Annotated in this window: 19 protein-coding genes; 4 read left to right on the top strand and 15 right to left on the bottom strand. The window is 43.3% G+C overall.

The features are described 5' to 3' along the window. Positions 1-2 precede the first annotated feature (2 nt). The 5 genes from radA to F5613_RS04060 form a co-directional block, all read right to left on the bottom strand. Positions 3-1,373, bottom strand: coding sequence for a DNA repair protein RadA (radA, locus tag F5613_RS04040; protein WP_179398768.1), 1,371 nt, complete (start codon positions 1,371-1,373; stop codon positions 3-5). Between the two features lie 6 nt (positions 1,374-1,379). Then, entirely contained in the window at positions 1,380-1,595 is a 216-nt protein-coding gene (locus F5613_RS04045) for a hypothetical protein (RefSeq protein ID WP_079682921.1), read from the bottom strand. 56 nt (positions 1,596-1,651) lie between these two features. Next, positions 1,652-3,853 (bottom strand): GH92 family glycosyl hydrolase, encoded by a 2,202-nt coding sequence (locus F5613_RS04050; RefSeq protein ID WP_179398769.1) that lies wholly within the window; start codon positions 3,851-3,853, stop codon positions 1,652-1,654. Positions 3,854-3,940: 87 nt separating this feature from the next. Beyond that, complete coding sequence (gene tatC, locus F5613_RS04055) at positions 3,941-4,747, bottom strand: twin-arginine translocase subunit TatC (RefSeq protein ID WP_079682919.1); 807 nt, start codon at positions 4,745-4,747, stop codon at positions 3,941-3,943. Between the two features lie 6 nt (positions 4,748-4,753). Further along, positions 4,754-4,948: a Sec-independent protein translocase subunit TatA/TatB gene (locus F5613_RS04060; protein ID WP_068186919.1), complete on the bottom strand. Its 195-nt coding sequence runs from the start codon at positions 4,946-4,948 to the stop codon at positions 4,754-4,756. A 126-nt stretch (positions 4,949-5,074) separates the two neighbouring features. Between F5613_RS04060 and fabD the strand changes: the two genes are divergently transcribed. Further along, positions 5,075-5,956, top strand: coding sequence for an ACP S-malonyltransferase (gene fabD / locus F5613_RS04065; RefSeq protein ID WP_068186917.1), 882 nt, complete (start codon positions 5,075-5,077; stop codon positions 5,954-5,956). A 69-nt stretch (positions 5,957-6,025) separates the two neighbouring features. On the opposite strand, the gene rny is transcribed toward fabD, so the two are convergent. The 9 genes from rny to F5613_RS04110 form a co-directional block, all read right to left on the bottom strand. Next, positions 6,026-7,567: a ribonuclease Y gene (gene rny, locus F5613_RS04070; protein WP_083227670.1), complete on the bottom strand. Its 1,542-nt coding sequence runs from the start codon at positions 7,565-7,567 to the stop codon at positions 6,026-6,028. A 102-nt stretch (positions 7,568-7,669) separates the two neighbouring features. After that, complete coding sequence (locus tag F5613_RS04075) at positions 7,670-7,966, bottom strand: cell division protein ZapA (RefSeq protein WP_068186914.1); 297 nt, start codon at positions 7,964-7,966, stop codon at positions 7,670-7,672. A gap of 5 nt (positions 7,967-7,971) precedes the next feature. Continuing rightward, positions 7,972-8,265, bottom strand: coding sequence for a hypothetical protein (locus F5613_RS04080; protein WP_179398770.1), 294 nt, complete (start codon positions 8,263-8,265; stop codon positions 7,972-7,974). A 150-nt stretch (positions 8,266-8,415) separates the two neighbouring features. Next, positions 8,416-8,616 carry a winged helix-turn-helix domain-containing protein gene (locus tag F5613_RS04085; RefSeq protein WP_068186909.1) on the bottom strand — a complete coding sequence of 67 codons (201 nt, stop codon included), beginning with the start codon at positions 8,614-8,616 and terminating at the stop codon, positions 8,416-8,418. A 146-nt stretch (positions 8,617-8,762) separates the two neighbouring features. Beyond that, complete coding sequence (locus F5613_RS04090; RefSeq protein ID WP_179398771.1) at positions 8,763-9,431, bottom strand: B3/B4 domain-containing protein; 669 nt, start codon at positions 9,429-9,431, stop codon at positions 8,763-8,765. Next, positions 9,428-10,282, bottom strand: coding sequence for a peptidoglycan editing factor PgeF (gene pgeF / locus F5613_RS04095; protein ID WP_246303331.1), 855 nt, complete (start codon positions 10,280-10,282; stop codon positions 9,428-9,430). Before pgeF ends, F5613_RS04090 begins: the two co-directional genes overlap by 4 nt. Next, complete coding sequence (gene obgE, locus F5613_RS04100) at positions 10,236-11,387, bottom strand: GTPase ObgE (RefSeq protein ID WP_179398772.1); 1,152 nt, start codon at positions 11,385-11,387, stop codon at positions 10,236-10,238. Before obgE ends, pgeF begins: the two co-directional genes overlap by 47 nt. 8 nt (positions 11,388-11,395) lie before the next feature. Beyond that, on the bottom strand, positions 11,396-11,968 hold the full coding sequence (locus F5613_RS04105) for an adenylate kinase (RefSeq protein ID WP_068186900.1): 573 nt from the start codon (positions 11,966-11,968) through the stop codon (positions 11,396-11,398). Between the two features lie 37 nt (positions 11,969-12,005). Beyond that, the gene (locus tag F5613_RS04110; protein ID WP_079682914.1) at positions 12,006-12,551 is read right to left on the bottom strand and encodes a phosphoribosyltransferase; all 546 of its coding nucleotides are present in this window, start codon (positions 12,549-12,551) and stop codon (positions 12,006-12,008) included. A gap of 122 nt (positions 12,552-12,673) precedes the next feature. Here F5613_RS04110 and F5613_RS04115 point away from each other — a divergent pair, with 122 nt between their 5' ends. The 3 genes from F5613_RS04115 to F5613_RS04125 all read left to right on the top strand — a co-directional run bounded on the left by F5613_RS04115 (position 12,674) and on the right by F5613_RS04125 (position 17,064). Next, the gene (locus F5613_RS04115; RefSeq protein WP_079682984.1) at positions 12,674-14,191 is read left to right on the top strand and encodes an NAD(P)H-hydrate dehydratase; all 1,518 of its coding nucleotides are present in this window, start codon (positions 12,674-12,676) and stop codon (positions 14,189-14,191) included. A 109-nt stretch (positions 14,192-14,300) separates the two neighbouring features. Next, entirely contained in the window at positions 14,301-15,368 is a 1,068-nt protein-coding gene (locus tag F5613_RS04120) for a DUF4831 family protein (protein ID WP_068186896.1), read from the top strand. A gap of 25 nt (positions 15,369-15,393) precedes the next feature. Further along, a complete protein-coding gene (locus F5613_RS04125) occupies positions 15,394-17,064 on the top strand; it encodes a peptide MFS transporter (protein WP_068186890.1) in 1,671 nt (556 codons plus the stop codon). 134 nt (positions 17,065-17,198) lie between these two features. Here F5613_RS04125 and F5613_RS04130 read toward each other — a convergent pair whose 3' ends face one another. Continuing rightward, complete coding sequence (locus F5613_RS04130) at positions 17,199-18,020, bottom strand: hypothetical protein (protein ID WP_179398773.1); 822 nt, start codon at positions 18,018-18,020, stop codon at positions 17,199-17,201. Between the last annotated feature and the right edge of the window lie 264 nt (positions 18,021-18,284).

Raw genomic sequence — 18,284 nt, forward strand, 5'->3', positions numbered from 1 at the left:
ACTTATCCAAACAGCTGACGGAATGCCTCTTCCACCTTCTTTACCTGTATAATCTGAATCTTTGTTTGCCGCAGATCAAATCCTTTAAGGTTGTTGTAAGGTATTATTATCCGTTTAAACCCTAATTTTTCGGCCTCGAGAATACGTTGTTCGATGCGGTTGACCGGACGTATCTCGCCCGAAAGGCCTACCTCTCCGGCCATACAAATATCCGGATCGATACTGATATCCAAGCTCGATGATAGCACCGCACTGATAACAGCCAAATCTATAGCCGGATCATTCACTTTCAATCCACCTGCAATATTCAGGTAGACATCCTTTTGCACCAGCTTAAAACCGGCCCGCTTCTCCAGAACGGCTAACAGCATATTCATTCTGCGGATATCGAATCCGGTAGCACTTCGCTGAGGTACGCCATAGACAGCCGAGCTTACCAATGCCTGTGTTTCTATTAAAAACGGACGCATCCCTTCGATCGCTGCAGCAATGGTTACACCACTCAGCCCTTCATGGTTCTGGGTTAGCAGCAACTCGGACGGATTGCTTACCTGGCGCAATCCGTTCTGGCGCATTTCGTAAATACCTAATTCGGATGTACTTCCAAACCTATTCTTAATACTTCGCAGAATGCGGTACATATAATGCTGATCCCCTTCAAATTGCAGAACCGTGTCCACAATATGCTCCAGCACCTTAGGTCCGGCAATACTCCCCTCCTTGTTAATATGACCAATAAGCAACACGGGAGTACCTGTCTCTTTGGCATACTTCAGAATGGCAGCCGAACATTCACGCACCTGGGAAACACTTCCGGGAGAAGACTCCACCATTTCTGTGAACATTGTCTGAATAGAATCGATAATCACCAAATCGGGTTGAATGGTACTTGCCTGAACAAATATTTGTTCGAGATTGGTTTCGCAAAGGATAAAACAATCCGGATTCTGATGTTGTAACCGGTCGGCACGCAACTTAAGCTGACTGCTGCTCTCCTCTCCTGATACATAAAGAGTTTTAAGTCCGGTCAGCCCCAACACCGTCTGCAAAACCAATGTCGACTTTCCGATACCCGGCTCACCGCCAATCAGAACAAGGGAACCTTTAACCAGTCCCCCGCCCAAAACCCTGTTAAGCTCTTCGTCCTTCAAGTTGATACGACTTTCTTCTTTCGACGTGATATCCCTAAGAAGTACCGGGCGTACTTTGGACGATTCCGTAAGTCCCGGAATAATCCGTTTGGCCGGCGATTCCTTTATCATCACCTCTTCCACGTAGGTATTCCATTCGCCGCACGAGGGACATTTCCCGACCCATTTGGGAGAATCTGCCCCGCAGGAAGAACAGACATAAACCGTTTTCGTTTTAGCCATGGGTACTTAGTATCTCTTGGTTTGTTTCAAACGAGCCGGACTACCGGACCAGGAGCAACCCAGACAATAAATCTTATCCAGGTTAAACCCATCCAGCGATTCGCCTTCATTTTTCGGACAGATACTCAGATCTTCCATAACGTAGACCAATCTACGTTCTCCGGCATCGTTCATAATATAGAAATTGGGTATATTACATTGGGGACAATTCAACTTTCTCATACTCTACAAATTAATTTAAAAACAAAAGTACAAAAAAGAAATACAATATCACCCTGTTATTTATACCAAACCGGTCCCGGAGTAGCTCCCATTGTAAATTCTACCGATGCACCGCTTAGAATAAGGTCGTGCGTCAGATAGCTTTTATCGTACGGCTTTCCGTTTACCTTAACCGACTGAATGTACTTATTCTCGCGTGAAACGGCCGGAGCTGTAACCGTAAAGGTTTTTCCATTTGCCAGCTGCAAAGATACTTTAGGGAATAAAGGGGTTCCAATTTCGTACGTCAGCCCATTCGGATTTACCGGATAAAATCCCATGGCACTAAATACATACCATGCCGACATTTGTCCGCAGTCTTCATTTCCGCACAATCCCGCCGGAGTATTCAGGTATAACTCGTGCATCACTTTAGCAGTATATTCCTGTGTCTTCCAAGGCTGCTTTACTGCGTTAAAAAGATAAATGACATGGTGACTCGGTTCGTTTCCATGGGCATACTGACCAATCATTCCGGTACTGAAGATAGGAAGATCATCTTTTGCATCCGGCGCATATGTAAACATGCTATCCAGTTTCTGTGCAAAACGATCCGTACCTCCTGTCAGACCAATAAGGCCCTCTATATTTTGCGGAACATACCAAAAATACTGCCATCCGTTACTTTCAGTAATATGCGTTGTATACTCCTTGGCATCGAATCCATTAATAAAATTCCCTTTCTCATCACGGGGTTGCATAAATCCGGATTCCGGATTATACAGATTACGGTAGTTCTCAGAGCGCTTGCGGAATGTCTCGGCAATCTCCTTTTTACCCATCTTTTCGGCCATCAACGAAATACAGTAATCATCGAAAGCATATTCGAGGGTTTTGGATACCGACTCACCCTCTTTCTCGTAGGGTATATATCCGTAAGACTTATAAAGGCCGATACCTCTGTAATCATCCATATTGGCCGTTGCAATACAGGCTTCCAGCGCATGCTCTGCATTAAAATCGCCGATCCCTTTCATATACGCATCCACAATTACAGGCACCGAATGGTAACCGATCATCATGTCTGTTTCGCTTGCAAAGAAGTTCCACACCGGCAAACGTCCGTTCTGGTCGTAAAAGGCAAGAAAAGATTTCACCATATCATTCACCCTTTGGGGTTGCGTAAATGTAAACAACGGGTGAGCCGCACGATAGGTATCCCACAAAGAGAAGGTAGAATAATTCACCCAGCCGTCGGTTTGATGTACCTTTTTATCAGGGCCATAATAACCGCCATCCACATCGCTGTAAATAGTAGGAGCCAGCATGCTATGGTACAAAGCTGTATAGAAATTGGTGAGATCGTCAACATTACTTCCTTCAACTTCAATCTTACCAAGCTCCCGGTTCCAGCGATCTGCCGCTTCCCGGTGATAACGATCGAAATCCTCGTGGGAAGCTTCGGCAAGCAGATTCTTTTCTGCGCCTTCCATGCTTACACCCGATATTGCCGTACGTACCAGTATCTCATCGTTTTGCTGTGTTGTAAAATCAAATCTTCCCACATAGGCAGTTCCCATCCATTTCTTATCGGCCGGATTAATAACAGATGTAGTATCGAGTTTGTATCCTTCAAACGGTTTAGAAAATTTGGAAACAAAATAAATGCGTTGTCCACGTGCCCAACCCTCAGAATAACGATAGCCGCGGATGGTCACAGAATCGACCACCTCTATCTTCGAGTTGGTTGTAAAATCCCAGTTCATGGCTTTGGCCAAATTCAAATAAACAGATGCATCCGCCTTGGGAAACGTATATTTCTGAATTCCGCAACGTTCTGTGGCAGTCAGTTCTACATTAATATTATAATCTTTCAGCAAAACCCGGTAATATCCCGCCGAAGCAGCTTCGTCGTTATGCGAAAACAGGGAGTGAATTCCCAAAGGAGCCGGAGCCTCTTTAACAGGGTGCGTTACCGGCATAAAGGAAATATCATATAAATCGCCGGCCCCGGTTCCGGAGAGGTGCGTGTGACTGAATCCGGCAATGGTACTGTCCGGATAAAAATAGCCTGCGATTCGGTCCCAGCCCGGCAATCCGTTATCCGGACTAAGCTGCACCATTCCAAAAGGCACCTGGGCGCCGGGATAGGTATTACCCGTAAAATCGGTTCCGATAAACGGATTCACATATTTCACGTAATCGGCTTTCAATCTCTTTTCGGAAGCACAGCCTTGCAACACACAAATAATCAAGGTCAGAAGAAAAATTTGTTTCATTAAAATAAGCAGGTTACATTATTAATAAAAAAAGAGACGCACACTGTGGTTGCGTCTCTTTCATAATACATTTTTACAGATTAACTATTAATCTTCGTCCTCCTCAACTACCGGGTCTTTCTTTACAAAGAAAGCACTCAGTTCGTACAGGAAGTAGAGCGGAATAAATACGATACTCAAAGTAAACGGGTCACTACTTGGTGTTATAAACGCAGCCCCCACCAATAACGCTACTACGGCATGTCTTCTGTATTTATGGAAGAAAGACTTGTGCAATAGTCCGATTTGTGAAAGTAACCACGACACCAAAGGCATTTCAAATACGATCCCCATGATAAATACCAACATTAGGAAATTATCCATATAGGAATCCAAAGACACCTGCTCCGTAATGGCCGCACTTAGCTCGTACGTTGCTAAAAAACGTAAGGTCATCGGGAATACTAAGAAGTAGCCAACACAACAACCAATAAAAAACATGATGGTCCCAAAAAAGAAAACCCAACGTACATTCTTTTTTTCGTTTTCGTACAAAGCCGGACTAATAAATCTCCATACTTCGTACATCATGTAAGGGAATGCCAACAACACTGCTAACCAAAAAGAGGTAGTCATGTGTGTGAAAAACTGGGAAGCCAGCTTGATGTTAACGATCTTCACTTCGAAGGAATCGTTACAAAAATCGGGCAACATAGAAAATTGCGAGCTAAGCTTGCACATTTCCCTGTACACAATAAAATCGGAAGTACACGGAGCCATAATTACATGGTCAAACAAGTAAGGCATTACCGCAAACCCTCCGATTGCAAATACAAAAAGAGCTAAAACAGTCCGAAATAAAGTCCAACGAAGTTCTTCCAGGTGGTCCCAGAAAGACATTTCATCTTGCTGCATAGATCTTTATTTCTTTTCGGTATCGTCCAACTTAATATCGTCTTCCAGTCCTTTTACACCGTCTTTAAAGTTTTTCACGCCCTTACCGATACCCTTCATTAATTCTGGAATTTTCTTTCCACCAAAAAGAAGCAATACGATAATTGCAATGATAATAATTTCACCTGTACCCAAATTTCCAAGAAATGCTAAGTTGTTCATGATATGTATGATTTAAATTAAACTTGTCTGTTTACAGGGGCAAAGATACTATTTGAAATGAATACTCCACTCTTTATTCTAAATTTATTACCTTTGCGCGTCTTAAAAAACTAAAATAAAGAAAAGATGAAAGCGTATGTATTTCCCGGACAGGGTGCCCAGTTTGTTGGAATGGGGAAAGATCTTTACGAAAATAATCCTCTTGCAAAGGAGATGTTCGAAAAGGCCAATGAGATTCTCGGATTCCGTATTACCGATCTGATGTTCGCCGGAACAGACGAGGATCTGAGACAAACCAAGGTTACACAACCTGCTATATTCCTTCACTCGGTTATTCTTGCAAAAACATTGGGAGACCAGTTCAAACCAGACATGGTTGCAGGTCATTCCCTTGGTGAATTCTCTGCTTTGGTAGCAGCAGGAGCACTATCTTTCGAAGACGGACTTGTACTTGTATCCAAACGTGCATTAGCTATGCAAAAAGCATGCGAAGCAACCCCTTCAACCATGGCTGCGGTTTTAAATTTACCCGATGCCACCGTAGAAGAGATTTGTGCTACCATTACCGACGAAGTCGTAGTTCCTGCCAATTACAATTGTCCGGGACAAATCGTGATTTCCGGATCTGTTCCGGGAATTGATGCGGCTTGCGAAAAGATGCTGGCTGCAGGTGCCAAAAGAGCCCTTAAACTAAAGGTTGGAGGCGCTTTCCACTCTCCATTGATGGAACCGGCCCGTACAGAACTGGCTGAAGCTATTGAACAGACCAGTTTCAACAAGCCTGTTTGTCCGGTATACCAGAATGTAAACGCGAAACCGCAGACAGATCCTGTTACAATCAAAGAAAATCTGGTTGCACAGCTAACAGCTCCGGTACGCTGGACTCAGTCGGTCGAAAACATGATTGCCGATGGTGCAGTTAAATTTACAGAAGTAGGACCGGGTGCCGTATTACAAGGATTAGTTAAGAAAGTAAACAAAGAGGTTGAAACCGAAGGAATTCAATAATTCAGACCTTTTCTCATAAAAAAAGCCGGCTTGATACAAGCCGGCTTTTTTATTCTATCTGTCTATTCTTTATTTTGCATAACTTACAGAACGGGTTTCACGGATTACCGTGATCTTAACCTGACCCGGATAGGTCATCTCATCCTGAATCTTCTTAGCGATTTCGTTGGACAGGTTTTCGGTGGCAGCATCATCAATCTTATCTGCACCTACGATCACACGTAATTCGCGACCGGCCTGGATAGCATAGGTCTTCATTACACCCGGATACGACATAGCCAGTTGTTCCAAGTCATTCAAACGTTTGATATATGCTTCAACAATCTCGCGGCGGGCTCCCGGACGGGCTCCCGAAATTGCGTCACATACCTGTACGATAGGAGCAAGCAATGACGTCATCTCCACTTCGTCGTGGTGAGAACCAACGGCGTTACAGATATCCGGTTTCTCTTTGTATTTTTCGCAAAGCTTCATACCTAAAATTGCGTGTGGCAATTCTGGTTCGTCATCTGGCACTTTACCAATATCATGCAACAAGCCGGCACGTTTCGCTTTTTTGGGATTCAAGCCCAGCTCGGAAGCCATAACCGCACATAAATTGGCAGTTTCGCGTGCATGCTGCAATAAATTCTGTCCGTATGATGAACGATATTTCATCTTACCAATCAAGCGGATCAGCTCCGGATGCAAACCATGTACACCTAAATCGATGGCAGTACGTTTACCGGTTTCGATAACCTCTTCTTCCACCTGTTTTTTAACTTTGGTAACCACCTCTTCAATACGTGCAGGGTGAATACGTCCGTCCTGTACCAATTGGTGCAAAGCCAGACGGGCTACTTCACGACGAATCGGATCAAATCCTGAAAGAACAATAGCTTCGGGGGTATCATCCACCACGATTTCGATACCGGTTGCAGCTTCCAATGCACGGATGTTGCGACCTTCGCGACCGATAATGCGGCCTTTGATCTCGTCGGAGTCGATATGGAACACTGTAATCGAGTTTTCAATGGCGGTTTCAGTGGCAACACGCTGTATTGACTGAACCACAATTTTCTTAGCTTCCTTATTAGCTGTCATCTTAGCCTCTTCCACAATCTCGCTGATATATGCCGTAGCCTGCGACTTAGCCTCATCTTTCAATGATTCGATCAGTCGTTCCTTGGCTTCATCTGCCGATAATCCTGAAATAGTCTCAAGATGTTCAACTTCTTTCTGATGGAGTTTTTCCAGATCCTGTTTCTTCTTTTCGATAATTTCGAGCTGCGAATTCAGGTTTTCTTTAACCACATCAAGTTCGTTGTTCTTACGTTGTAATTCCTCTTGTTTCTGGTTGATTGTAAGCTCCTTTTGTTTCAATTTGGCTTCAATCGACTGAATTTTAGAATTACGTGCCGAAACCTGCTTTTCCAAGTCGGCTTTCAGATGTAAAAACTTTTCTTTAACTTCCAGTAATTTATTCTTTTTTATTACTTCAGCCTCTTTTTCAGCGTCCAGAATTATTGCATCATACCTGGACTTGAAAAGGAAACGGATACCCAACCATGTGATAAGCCCTCCTATAAAGAAGGTCACAATTGAAAGTCCTATGATTATATACATTTCCATTAAACTAATTATTTATTCGTTTATATATAAATACAAAAAAAGCACTGCCGGTATATGTTTAACCATACACAGGAGTGCGGAAACTCTTCTTATTATCATCAATTACCGATTGTTCAGATACCCATCGATTTCGTCTCCGAGTTCTCTCATCTTCTCTGCAAAAGGACTTGTATCATTCCGGTCCTCAAGCTGAAGATTCGACATCGACAACTGTAACGTAACCATGGCTAACAAATCTTTCACGTCCACATCGGACTTGTTAAATCTATTCCGATACTGAAGCATTTTATTGCGGATCTGCTTTGCTGCTTCCCGCGCCAATTGCTCATCACTCCGGTCTATCCATAAACCGTAAGATCTATCGGCTATATCTACATGTATAAGAAACTTATCGTCCATCGCTTCTATTCATTTAATAGTGCAATGCACTTGTCTACTTCCCGCACTAACCTTGATAACCGCGTTTTGGCACTCTTAATCTCTCCCTCTTTAACGGAGACAACCCGTGCCGTAAGCAGGTTATTGCATTTGACTGCCAACTCTTCCGAACGAAGAATTTCTTGCTGTAATTCGGACTCTTTCAGTTCCAACAATGCTCTAAGTCTGTCCAACTCCACTCTCTGTTCATCGCACAAAGACATCAATTGTCTGACTTTAGATTCAAAAACAGCTATCAATTTTACTTGTTCTTCGGTCATTTCGCACCAAATTCTACACAAAAGTAACCTTTTGGATTGAATTAAACAACAACTGTATCAATTATTTTACGACTAAATCAATTTGTAAAATACAAAAGGCCGTTCAATCATATCGAACAGCCCTTCTTTCCTTTGTTTGACCCCACTTATTTAAATAAGTGAGACCATCAAATTGGCATCTTCCTCTTCGAAAGCAATTTTATTTTCCTTAGCAAGCCAGCCAAAAGCGGCATATAACTCTTTGTCGGTTTTTATTTTTGTTGCTTTCTTAATGGACTTTACATCCATACGCCCGCCTTCGTTCAAAGCGTTCCACACAAGACCGGCATTCATACCAATAGATTCAATCATGTTCACTAATTTTGATTAATAATAAGGATAATACTACAAATGTATATATATATTTGATATTAAAACGAAATAATATGCTTTTTAGCATAAAACAGCCTATAATTTAACATTATCGAAGTATTTATTCAACAAACATCACAATTCGATTACAAAACAGGCGATATCGTTTCAATCTGAATATTGCGTGCAGTTGCGTACTTTTCAAGCAGATCCTTTGCATATGCAACAGCCTCCATTAATCCCTCTTCTCCGGAATACCCGTTGATAATCATCAGAAGCTTTGTCGTTGAGAGATCGATTTTAGTGCGCTCTTCGTCACTTGTAGGAGTTCCTATACCACCCTGCTCGTCCCGGTAGACCGGAAGTCCCTCTATATTTAAAGGGCCCCGGCCAATTCCATTAAATAATTCATCCGCTTGCCCTACGCCTAAAATAAGATCTCCTTTTATTTTTCCGGCATCGAAACCACCGATGGAATAACCTGTGTGAATGGAGACCAGGTTGATAAGATCCACCAATGTATCTATTTTGTAAAGCGGATATCCCTTCAGAATCCTCCGGCACAAGGCTTCGGCCGAAGGGCGGTATCGGTTCGGGTCTTTCCCCAGCTTCTTGTAGGCCTGCCGGGTTTCATATATTGGGATTCTCCGGGCAATCTCTTCCATGCGCATGGATAAGCGCAAAGACTCTTCCTTTGCTGCTATTTCTTCCCATAAAGCTTCATCCGATGATGTATTAACCACATCACAGGAAATAATCCCCAGATGTAACCGGGGGCACGCCTGATAGATCTGTTCCGATACCGATATATTCATTCTTGTAAAGTATTTGTCAACTGTATGCCACTCAGCATGCGTCCGCTGTTAAAACCCAACCTTCGTGCAGAAAAAAACAGGTTTGCGTCTGAAAAAGTACATAAACCGGCTTCGTTTATCTTCGTTGGGGAAACACCTGCCTGCAGCAGTTGCAAGCGGTTCGCTTTACTTAAATCAAGGTGTAATTTCCCTGTCTGTCCATTTCTGCGGCTAAACTCTTCCACCGGCAGACCAGCTCCGATAAATGAATCTGCAACCTCTTCGCCCACTTCAAAAGCTTCCATACCGATACAGGGACCTATTCCTGCCAGCACAGCATCGGGGTTACATCCGTACTCCTTCTCCATAAAACGAATTGTTTTAAGAACAATCTGTTTAACCGTACCCCGCCAACCGGCATGAATGGCAGCCACCACCTTTTTTACCGGATCGTATAGCAAAACAGGAACACAATCGGCAGTAGTAACCCCCAGACAAACTCCGGGCACGTCTGTAACCAGCGCGTCAACCCCATGCAATAATTCCTGTCTGGCTTCATTATCAAGAAACAACGATGCTTCGGTAAGCTTTACAATGTTGTCTTCGTGACTCTGATAAGGCACAAACAACCGATCCGGTTCTATCCCCATCGATTGACAGAGCAACCGTCTGTTGGTACGCACCGTATCCGGATTATCACCACAAAAGTCGCCTGTGTTTAATCCCTGATAAGCAGCAGTACCCACTCCCCCGCAACGGGTTGTTATAAAATGAGAAATGTTGCAATCCTGCCCGAAGACAGGGAATTGCAACATTACAAGCTCTTTAATTTTGAGTAGATTCATCGTCTTCATCCCAGTCATACTCGTCATATTCCTCCGGTTCCTCGTCCTCATCTTCAGGGAAAACGTAATCATCGTCGTCGTCAAACTGAAGGGCCGAAACATCCAGATTCTTATGAACAATACGTTCAACCTCGTGGAAAGTCTCTTTGTTAAGCTCTTTCCACAACAAATCTTTCAAATCCATCAAACCCGAATTCGTTATGGAAGAGATAAACACATAGGGCACATCCGGCAAATCCTCTGCCAGGGCATCCATCAGCTCCTGATCCAGCATATCACTTTTGGTAATAGCCAGCACTCTTCGCTTACCGAGTAATTCGGGATTATATTTTACCAACTCATTGTGCAGAATATCATATTCTTTCTTTATATCATCCGCATCAGCCGGAATCATAAACAGCAACAAGGAGTTACGTTCGATATGTCTTAGAAAACGCAGCCCCAGACCTTTGCCTTCGCTGGCACCTTCAATAATACCGGGAATATCTGCCATTACAAACGAACGGCCGTCGCGGTAACCTACAATACCCAGGTTAGGCTCGAGCGTGGTGAACGGATAATCTGCAATTTTGGGCTTGGCGGCAGAAACAACAGACAGTAAAGTCGATTTACCGGCATTGGGAAATCCAACCAATCCCACATCCGCCAACAGCTTGAGCTGCATAATCACCTTCCGTTCCTGAAACGGCTCGCCGGGCTGTGCATAACGCGGAGCCTGGTTGGTAGAGGTACGGAAATGCCAGTTACCCAGTCCGCCCCTACCGCCTTTCAGCAGCATCACTTCCTGTCCGTCGGACGTTACATCGCATATAAATTCGCCCGTTTCGGCGTCATACACTACCGTACCGCAAGGCACATCGATGTAGCGGTCTTCGCCATCTTTTCCAAAACTTTTCTTGGCACCGCCGCCGTTTCCGTGAGTTGCCATCACATGGCGCTCAAATTTGAGGTGAAGCAGTGTCCAGTAATTCCGGTTACCCCGGAGATACACATGACCTCCTCTCCCTCCATCGCCTCCGTCGGGACCTCCTTTCGGAATATATTTCTCGCGGCGAAAGTGAGAAGACCCTCTTCCACCCTTTCCAGAGCGGCAATAGATCTTTACATAATCTACAAAGTTCGATTCAGCCATTGTTTAATTTATTTAGCTCCGTCAATTGCAACTTTAATACGACCAAAGATATCTTCGATTGTACCCATACCCTTTACAGCTTTGTGTTTTCCTTCTTCTACATAATAAGCAGCCAAAGGAGCTGTCTGGTTGTGATACACATCCAATCTTGATTTAATAGTTTCCAGGTTATCGTCCGAACGACCCGAAATTTCACCACGTTTAAGCAAACGCTGGATCAGTTCGTCTTCTTCAACCTGAAGGTCGATCATAACAGAAACATCTGTTCCACGTTCGTTAAGCATCACCTTCAGCGCCTTTGCCTGAGGAATAGTACGGGGGAAACCGTCAAAAATAACACCCTTAGAATCTTTTTTGCTGTCCAAAACCTTGGCAAGCATATTAATGATCAGTTCGTCCGGAACAAGCTGACCTTTTTCGATATAGTCTTTCGCTATTTTACCCAGCTCAGTTTCTCCTTTGATTTCGCCACGCAAAACATCTCCGGTTGAAATATGATCCAACGCATACTCCTTAATAATCAATTCGCTCTGCGTACCTTTTCCTGAGCCCGGTGCGCCAAAAATTACAACGTTCAACATACTCTTTATTCTTCTTTATTATATATTTTGAATTTCCTTATTTTCCTGGCTCCACGATCTTGTAGATATCGCGGTACATACGTCCCAGTTCATCATAATCCAGACCGTACCCAACAATAAAATCGGTGGGAATGGACAATCCAACATAATCGGGTATCAATTTGCACTGCAATGCTTCGGGCTTAAACAACAGCGTGGCCAGCTTCACATCGGCGGCTCCTGCATTGCGCAGTTTATTCATTACAAATTCCATGGTAAAACCTGTATCGATGATATCTTCCATCAACACAACCGTACGTCCTTCCACCGGCACCTGTATGGGCATAATCTCATTGATTTCGCCGGACGATGAGGTCCCTTTATAGGATGAATAGCGTGCAAACGTGAGCTGATACGGACCATTAAGCTCCTTCATCAGTTCGGCTGCAAACATAAATGCACCATTTAACACTCCAACAAACAAAGGATCTGTTCCTTTAATGTCTTCTTTTATGCGAACAGCCATGCCTTGTATGGCTTCCTTGATTTTACTCTCCGGAATAAACAGTTCAAATTCTTTATCTTTAAGCCGAATCCTATTCATATGTCGTTTTTGTTACGAGACGACAAATGTACAACTTTTTCGCCGAAGCACAAAAAAGTGTAGCATGATAGCAAAGTTTGTTATACTTTTGTATGTCGATTTATGTCAGATACATTAAAATTATGATGAAAATATTTCCTACAAATATCATTAAAGAGCTTGATCAGTATACGATCCAGAACGAGCCCATCAATTCTGCCGATCTGGTTGAACGTGCTGCAAGGGTTTTTGTACATGAGTTCTGCCGTCGTTATTCCAAACAAACACAACTGATTGTGTTTGCCGGTCAGGGTAACAACGGAGCGGATGCCCTGGCCATTGCCCGCTTACTGCTTGACGAAGGTTACCGGCTTAAAACCTATCTGTTTAATCCAACCAACCACCTTTCGTACGATTGTGAGCTCAACAAACAGCGGCTGCTCGCCATGGCCAATATCGACTTTACGGAAGTAGTGGACGATTTTATTCCTCCGGTACTTACCAGCCGCGATGTTGTGATAGACGGACTGTTCGGATCGGGGCTGAACCGTCCTCTTACAGGAGGTTTTGCTGCGGTAGTGAGATACATCAATCAATCTGAAGCGACTGTAGTTTCTATCGACATACCTTCCGGACTCTTTGGCGAAGACAACCGCACCAATATTCCATCCGCCATTATTCAGGCGCACACCACGCTTACCTTCGGCTTCCCCAAGCTTGCATTTATGCTGGCAGAAAACGAAGTATATGTAGGCGAATGGAAAGTATTGGACATCGGGACACATCCGCAGATTGTGGAAGAGACGCCGGCCGACTTTATGTATCTGCTTGAGGAAGACATTTCGCCGGTTTTCGGGCCCCGCAATAAATTTTCACACAAAGGCACCTTTGGTCATGCCCTGCTTATTGCCGGCAGCAAAGGGAAGATGGGTGCGGCTCAGTTGGCCGCCAAAGCCTGTCTGCGGAGCGGTGCGGGTTTACTGACCGTGCATGTACCCGCCAAAGGAGGTAACATCCTGCAAACAGCCTTTCCGGAGGCAATGCTCAGCTTCGACAATAATGCGGAACATTTTTCTTCCGTACCCGATTCGGGCTCTTACTCGGCTGTAGGAATCGGCCCGGGATTAGGTCAGCACATGGATTCTGCCGCTGCCTTCGAACGTTTGCTTCAGCAAAAAACGAAAGCACTGGTCATCGATGCCGATGCCATCAATATGTTGGCATCCAACAATGAATTGATCAAGAAGGTTCCGCCCCTCAGCATCCTCACCCCCCACCCTAAAGAATTCGACCGTATTGCAGGCGAAAGCAGTACCTCTTACGAGCGTCTGCTGAAAGCCCGGGCTTTTGCCATGGAGCATTCCTTGTGTATCGTGCTTAAGGGAGCCTATACGGCGGTATGTTCGCCCGAAGGAAACGTATATTTTAACTGCACCGGTAATCCGGGAATGGCCACAGCCGGAAGCGGAGATGTGCTTACCGGCATCATCCTTAGTCTTCTTGCTCAGGGAATTAGTCCGGTTACAGCAGCGGTATCGGGCGTATTCCTTCATGGAACGGCTGGCGACCTTGCCGCGGTTTATCGTTCGGAAGAGAGTATGATTGCCAGCGATATGATCGAAATGCTTGGCAAGGCATTTAAGCAGATTAGAAATTATTAAGAGTAAAAAATGAACAGTTTTTCGACTGATTATTTGAACTTTACTCTTGCTTCTTACAAAAAAATGAATAGTTTTGCAAATTAGTTTTAGTACATAAAACATTTGAATCATGAAAAATTTCATCCTTATAGCGGGTCTGATGTTCTCTTTTTCCATGACAGCCCAGACTAAAGTGGTAAAAATGAACGCCGTTAAGAGCAACAATTTCGGTGTTGCTTATTCGCTTCCGCTTACAACATTTACAATAGACGCTGAAGTTACTAAAATTACAAGCAAGGCCGGTCCTTATTATAAATATGCCGAGAAATACCTGGGCGTTAAAGATGTTATTACCGAAGACAAGGTAGTTTTTCAACTTGACAAGGTAACATTGGAAAACAAGGGAATTCCGGATAAGGAAAACTCGTACATGGTTGAATTTAAATCGGGTACCACAGCTCCGTTTGTCTATCTTACGGAAGAGGGTCTGATCTGTTCCATCAATGCAGAGGTAGACGAAAGTATATTCAGTGCCGACTCTACCAAAAAGAAAAAAGTGGTTCCTGCCGGTATCAATTCCGCCTCTGTGCTTTCAGAAGAACTTCTGATGGCGGGATCTACAGCCAAACAGGCAGAAGTAGCAGCCAAACAAATCTATCGCATACGTGAAAGCCGCCTCAATATACTAACAGGCGAAGCTGATAACCTGCCACCCGATGGCGATGCCATGAAACTGGTTATCGAACAGTTGGAACAACAGGAAAAAGCGCTCACCAACCTCTTTACCGGGGTGGTGACCAAAGAATCGTTGCAAAAACAATTCACCATACAGCCTACCGGCAACATGGAAAAAGAAATCCTGTTCCGCTTTTCGGAACTGATGGGAATTGTGGATGCCGATAATCTGGGAGGAGCTCCTGTATACATCAACCTTACGGCTACCGAGAAGGCTCCCGTACTGGATCCTAAAGAGGCTGAAAAGAAACTCAAAAATATGAAAGGCATTATCTACAATCTGCCTGGCAAAGCCACAATAGAGATAAAAATGAACAACAAGACCCTGTACCAGGGAGAACACCAGGTAACACAATTTGGTAGTCAGGAGTCGCTCGCACCTTCCATGTTTGAAGACAAGAAAGCACCTGTAAAGGTTTATTTCTACCCGCAGACCGGTGCCATCAAACAGATCATTCAATAATTATAAACTTAATACGTAACGACGCATGTTTAAAGGACATCCTAAAGGATTAATTATCGCCTCTATTGCCAATATGGGTGAACGCTTCGGCTTTTACACCATGATGGCGATCCTGTTGCTATTCTTACAGGCTAAATTCGGACTCGATCAGGTTGAGGCCGGAAGTATTTATTCTACGTTCTATTTTTTGATCTATGTACTCGCGCTGGTAGGTGGCTTTGTGGCCGACCGATGGTTGGGACTTGGAAAGACCATTTTTTCGGGTATCGTACTTATGTTTCTGGGATACATAGTTATTGCCATTCCCGGAACCGGTCTATACCCTGTATTGGGTGGATTGCTGATTATCGCTTTGGGTAACGGTTTGTTTAAAGGAAACCTGCAGGCTCTTGTTGGTAACCTGTACGACGATCCTAAATACAGTCAGCTTCGCGACCGTGCATTCAGTATCTTCTATATGTGTATCAATATCGGTGCTATTTTTGCTCCCCACGCAGCTACGGGTATTCGTAACTGGTGGCTAGCTCAGCACGGACTGTCTTATAACGGTGCACTGCCTAAAATGTGCCACGACCTTATCAACGGCAAACTGAGCGACACTTCTGTGATGCAGAATCTTGCCAACGAAGTAAGCGGTGGCACTGCTGTAACAGACCTTACCGTATTTGCCAATACCTACCTGGATGTATTTAACACCGGCTATCATTTTGCATTTGCCATTGCCGCCTGTTCAATGCTTATTTCCATGTTGGTCTATACGTTTGCTAAAAAATACCTTGCACCGGGCGATGTTACTGCTGCTCAGCAGGCCACTGCCGCTGCTGCAAGTGGTGTTAAAATAGAAAAGATGCCTTGGATCGAGGAAAAGAAACGCCTTATCGCACTCGGTCTGGTATTCCTTATCGTAATTTTCTTCTGGATGTCGTTCCACCAGAACGGAGTTACACTTACTCTGTTTGCCAGAGACTACACAGAAACACATGTAGGTCCGGGAACCAGCCTTATCTTCAATATCTTCTCTCTGATGGGTATTGCAGCCGGTGTAGGTGGATTGATTGTTGCTTTCTCTAAAACCAGAATGTTGAATCGTATCATCGGCGTGATTGCCTTCGTTGCCGGTACAGCTATAGCCATCAACTTCTACAATGAATTTGTTGCTGCTAACGGATCTCCTATCTCTCCCGAAATTTTCCAATCCTTCAATCCGTTGTTTGTTGTAACACTTACACCGGTAGTGGTTGGATTCTTTGCTTGGTTGAATAAGAAAGGTATCGAGCCTTCAGCTCCCCGTAAAATCGGTATCGGTATGTTTTTGGCTGCCGCTTCATTCCTTATCATGATTGTTGGTTCACTGGGACTGGTTGCTCCAAAAGATCTTGCCGAAGGAACAGATGCCGAACGTGCATCGGCCTATTGGTTGATTGCCACCTATTTCTCGCTGACTATCTCCGAGCTGTTCTTAAGTCCGATGGGTATCTCCTTCGTTTCGAAGGTTGCTCCTCCCCGTTTCAAGGGACTTATGCAAGGAGGTTGGTTGTGTGCCACCGCATTGGGTAATCAGTTGCTGGTAATCGGTACAATTCTTTGGGGTAAAGCAGAAATCTGGCAGGTATGGGTATTCTTTACCGTATGCTGTATCATTTCCGGATCAATTATCTTCGCCCTGATGAAGAGACTGGAAGCAGTAGCCAAGTAATTCCGTTTTTTATGTGATTAAACTGTATTGCTATAACGATAAAGGAGATGTTTCTGTCTGAAACATCTCCTTTTTTTATCCCTCAAATTTCCATTCCCTCTTCCCCACAGGCTTACCCTATAGAATCTGCTACGTCATTGAAGAATCTCTGATTTAAAAAATGAAGAAGTTCCAATAAAATACTCTTCACCGGGAGTTTGGTTATGAAAGATATTCAAATTATATATCGAAATATTATTACTAAACAACCCTACCCACCAACTAAACTTCCCATCTATATTAAAAGGCTGTGAAGCATTTAGTTCAATCACATAATCTCCTGGATTTACGCCACTGTATATGCGATCACTATGCACCCAGGCAGCATTAACGATACTGCTTTTATAACGAATGCCACTTAGACTGCAAGGTTCTTCTAATACATATTTGCTATTGAGATACTTAATTCTGCTACATTTTATAGGAATATTAAATACTCCTCCTTCATCAGGAATCGTAAAATCACTCATATACTCTGACACTATTTTATATTCGTAACGAATATCAGAGCCTGCCTGAGACAAATAAAATGATGTATTGATAGTTAGATCCGGACCTGCAATTACAATATCAATCCGATCAGCAATTGTATCTGAAACAATATTTTCATTGCATTTAATTTTTAGTCTTATTGTATTATCAATAATAACAGAATCAGAAACAGAAAAACGATTATGTTCCGATTTAAAAACTATATCAGAAGATTTTAAGATTGTTTCTGCTTGCTCAGGCGTAATTTTCGGGATAGAAATGAGCTGTAAGATGTATTCCCTTTCCTCTCCTGTCTCAGAGAAAACATTCGTTGTATCGCCTGTCACACTTAAATCATAGCTATATACGTCATCATCGTTGTTTTTTTCACAACTAACTAGCATGATCACAGAAATAGTAAAAAGTAAATAAGCTAATATTCTCATGGTTATTAATTTATTAAGGTTAGCCTTTAATTTTTTAACGAATAAATCTATCTATTCATTACAAATGTACAGTATAATTATTACTTATAAAACATTATGCATGTTTTTATGAATAGCAATAGAAACAAAAATTTCGCATGCCACATATATAAATTTATCCTATAGAATACTAAGCGATAACATCCTGTATATTAATAATTTCATAGGATACTTTACTATTTTCACTTAAGCAAACAAATCGTTTGACATATGTCGAAATCGATT

Origin of the sequence: Macellibacteroides fermentans (assembly GCF_013409575.1) — a bacterium.
Lineage (GTDB): Bacteria > Bacteroidota > Bacteroidia > Bacteroidales > Tannerellaceae > Macellibacteroides > Macellibacteroides fermentans.